Here is a 2,514-nt window from a genome sequence, read left to right on the forward strand (position 1 = left end):
TGCGATCGCATGTCTCTATTAATCTATCTCACTGTCGGAATCACGGATTAGTATGGATTAAAGGATTACACGGATGAGGGATTAGAAGGAGTTGCTTATTAATTGATGGCATTCTTGATCGTAAAATCTTTAATCTCTATCAATCTTTAAATCTGTGTCATCCCGTAATCAGTATAATCCGTGATTCTGACTTTATTTTACATGACTAGGCGTTTAAAAGTTAGGCTTTTGCTACCAAAGTTTATCAGTAATCCTACTTCTAATCTATAGGCTTTTAAATAATTGAGGGCTTGGGCTAGATGAACATCTTCAAGTTGGATGACTGCTTTTATTTCTACGAGGATTTTATTTTCGACTACAAAGTCGGCTCTGCGTGTACCGATGGGTTCGGGAAGGTCTTTGTAGTATATGTGTTGTTCGATTTCGCGGGCGAATTCTAGCTTTGCTTGACCCATTTCGTAAGCTAATGCACGTTGGTAGATGACTTCTTGGAAACCGTTACCGAGAAATTTGTGGACTTCAAAGGATGCTCCGATTATTTTTTCGGTAATGTCGGCGTATTTTAAGTTACTCATTGTTTGAACACGGATTTAACGGATTTTGGGATTACGCGGATTATTTATTTTGCTCCTTCTTCTCATCCGTGTCATCCTGTAATCCGTCTAATCTGTGATTCTGACTTTGAGGGGATTATGGGAGCAACTTCACTGCGGGAAAGCAAGGTAAAATAGTATTTGTGGGTGCAAGGTTGGCTTTAAATATGGCTCGTGATTTATTTCATAACATCGTTAGGACTGCAATAGAAAAGGATGGTTGGATAATTACAGATGATCCATTAAGTATCCGTTGTGGTGGAGTTGATATTCAGATTGATTTAAGTATAGAAAAAATTCTGGCGGCAGAAAAAGGTACACAAAAAATAGCAGTTGAGATTAAAAGCTTTGTTAGTGCTTCCAAGATTTCCGAGTTTCATATGGCATTGGGGCAATTTATCAACTATCGCACGGCATTACGCTCAGAAGAACCAGAACGAGTTTTATATTTAGCAGTTCCATCAGCAATTTATAATGATTTTTTTAATTTACCTTTTACTCAAACAGTAGTAAGTGAAAATAAATTAAAAATCATGATTTATGATATTGATAAAGAGGAAATTGTCGAATGGCTAAGTTAGAAGAATATAGAGATAAAATTAAGCAGTTATTAATTAAATATTCTCAATATAAACCCAGTTATGGGGAAGTGGAAATTGAGAAAATTTTCGATACTGAAGGCGACCATTATCAAATTTTAAGTGTTGGTTGGAATCAGCAAAAGCGAGTTTACGGTACTATGATGCATATGGATATTAAAGATGAAAAAATTTGGATTCAACAAAATACTACAGAGGCTGATATTGCTAGGGAATTAGTAGAGATGGGAGTACCAAAACATGATATTGTTATTGGGTTTCACACTGCTAAAATGCGCCAGATGACAGATTTTGCTGTGGGATAAGTTAATTGAGAACACGGATTAAACGGATTATGAGATTACACGGAGGTTTATCTGTGTTGTCTTCTAATCTGTGTCATCCTTTAATCCTTGTAATCCGTGTTCAATCTTGTTTTCCCAGTTAATAGTTCTTGCATCATCCCCTGTTTGATAGCTTTGTATTTGTCGCGGTTTTTTTCTAAGGCTGCAATTTCTGCGTCCATGTCGCTGAGGATTTGCGCGATCGCTTTTTGTTCTTCTGCATCAGATGGCGATGGAAATGGATAATCTTTTAAAGCATCCATTTCAATTCCTGTTTGTCCCGAAGACCTTTGTGATAATCCCTCCACAAATTTCAACAGAGATTCTTGTTTAAGAAAATAATATAAGTATTTTTTATTCAAATTTCCCAGAGGACTTGCTTTTATTAAGGCAACATTATAAGCACCTTCTATTCCTTGTAGAATTTGAAATATAGGAGGACCATATCTTCCTATCATGATGTCATCTACAGAGCATTTTTTCCGGGCAAGATATTCAGGAATATATGTTTTAAATTCATCCGTTTTATAATCTCTTATCTGAATTAAGCGAATATATCCTTGTTTTGATTCAAAAATAAAAGTCGATCTAGGTGGTTGTGAACCACCACAAAATCTTACCAAATTACCAATTGTTTTATCTTCCCAATCTATAGGTATTAAGCCATGCTCTGTTTTTTTGTAAGCTTTTGGTATATTCACCTCCCACTCGCCACTAAAACCAGGCGATCGCACTTTACCCGTGAGGAGCTGCTGCATGGCTCCCTGCTTGATGTTGCGCTTTTTGGTGATAGCGCGATCGCACGCCGCAATTAGTTCATCTGTATCAGTAAGATATTGTGCGATCGTCTTTTGTTCAGCAAGCGGAGGGACTTTAATTGATATTGGGTAAATAAAATTCCGATTGAGTGAAGGCTGGGCATTAGGCTGTTGACTCTGAACCCTTTACCCCATAAGACTTCATGCAAAAAATGTGTCGCCTGTTTTTATGGGAAAGCGG

5 protein-coding genes are annotated in these 2,514 nt (G+C 37.0%); 3 read left to right on the forward strand and 2 right to left on the reverse strand.

Annotation, left to right across the window (positions count from 1 at the left end; all coding sequences use genetic code 11):
- Positions 1-197 precede the first annotated feature (197 nt).
- Positions 198-575 carry a GxxExxY protein gene (locus CK510_RS29240; RefSeq protein WP_095724962.1) on the reverse strand — a complete coding sequence of 126 codons (378 nt, stop codon included), beginning with the start codon at positions 573-575 and terminating at the stop codon, positions 198-200.
- A gap of 185 nt (positions 576-760) precedes the next feature.
- On the opposite strand from CK510_RS29240, the gene CK510_RS29245 reads away from it, so the two are divergent.
- Entirely contained in the window at positions 761-1,174 is a 414-nt protein-coding gene (locus tag CK510_RS29245; protein WP_095724965.1) for a XisH family protein, read from the forward strand.
- A complete protein-coding gene (locus CK510_RS29250; RefSeq protein WP_095724963.1) occupies positions 1,162-1,497 on the forward strand; it encodes a XisI protein in 336 nt (111 codons plus the stop codon). The genes CK510_RS29245 and CK510_RS29250 overlap by 13 nt, the downstream gene beginning before the upstream one ends.
- A gap of 80 nt (positions 1,498-1,577) precedes the next feature.
- Here CK510_RS29250 and CK510_RS29255 read toward each other — a convergent pair whose 3' ends face one another.
- Positions 1,578-2,273 (reverse strand): restriction endonuclease subunit S, encoded by a 696-nt coding sequence (locus CK510_RS29255; RefSeq protein WP_095724964.1) that lies wholly within the window; start codon positions 2,271-2,273, stop codon positions 1,578-1,580.
- Between CK510_RS29255 and CK510_RS34160 the strand changes: the two genes are divergently transcribed.
- Positions 2,272-2,406 (forward strand): hypothetical protein, encoded by a 135-nt coding sequence (locus tag CK510_RS34160; RefSeq protein WP_281257107.1) that lies wholly within the window; start codon positions 2,272-2,274, stop codon positions 2,404-2,406. The genes CK510_RS29255 and CK510_RS34160 overlap by 2 nt on opposite strands.
- Positions 2,407-2,514 lie beyond the last annotated feature (108 nt).

This window comes from Brunnivagina elsteri CCALA 953 (assembly GCF_002289455.1).
GTDB classification, from domain to species: Bacteria; Cyanobacteriota; Cyanobacteriia; order Cyanobacteriales; family Nostocaceae; genus Brunnivagina; species Brunnivagina elsteri.